Origin of the sequence: Vibrio sp. 10N.222.46.A1 (assembly GCF_041473595.1) — a bacterium.
Lineage (GTDB): Bacteria > Pseudomonadota > Gammaproteobacteria > Enterobacterales > Vibrionaceae > Vibrio > Vibrio tasmaniensis_A.
Genome location: NZ_JBFRSN010001453.1, coordinates 1 through 535, shown reverse-complemented (window position 1 = coordinate 535; position 535 = coordinate 1). Strand labels below are relative to the sequence as shown.

The 535-nt window shown below is 46.2% G+C and carries 2 protein-coding genes; both read left to right on the top strand.

Going from position 1 to position 535, the window contains the following annotated elements; all coding sequences use genetic code 11:
* On the top strand, positions 1 to 343 hold a 343-nt coding region (locus AB4496_RS27320; RefSeq protein ID WP_372133089.1), incomplete at its 5' end, for a metal ABC transporter solute-binding protein, Zn/Mn family.
* The coding region (locus AB4496_RS27315; RefSeq protein WP_372133087.1) for an ATP-binding cassette domain-containing protein at positions 343 to 535 on the top strand (193 nt) is incomplete at its 3' end. The genes AB4496_RS27320 and AB4496_RS27315, both read left to right, overlap by 1 nt.

Genomic DNA, 535 nt, shown 5'->3' with positions numbered 1-535 from the left:
GCACAATGCTTATGGCTATATCCTTCAAGAGTTTGGTGTGGATGTTGCGGCGGTGATTGAGCCTGCACACGGTGTTGAACCAAGTGCGAGCCAACTGCAAGATACGATCGAGAAAATCCGCGCATCAGGCATTGATGTTCTGTTCTACGAGCTAAACATGCCAAACCGCTTTGTTGACACGATTGAAGCAGAAACAGGCGTTCAGCTTTACCGTTTCTCTCACATGACGCACGGTGAGTATCAAGACGATAAGGTAGAAGTTGAGATGAAGAAGAACTTAGAAACGTTAATCGAAGCCATGAAATTTGCTGCGGCTAACCAGGCTAAAAGTGGGAAGGCGTAATGCAAGGTCCATCGATTTCAATTAACCAACTCGGTCTGCAATACGACAATAACGTGATTCTTGATGATATCACGCTAGAGCTTAAAGCGGGTGAGTGCCATGTGATCATGGGGCCAAACGGCGGTGGCAAAACCTCTTTGCTGCGTTCAGTTCTCGGTTTGACGCCTTTTTCTGGTCAAATCAATATTCATT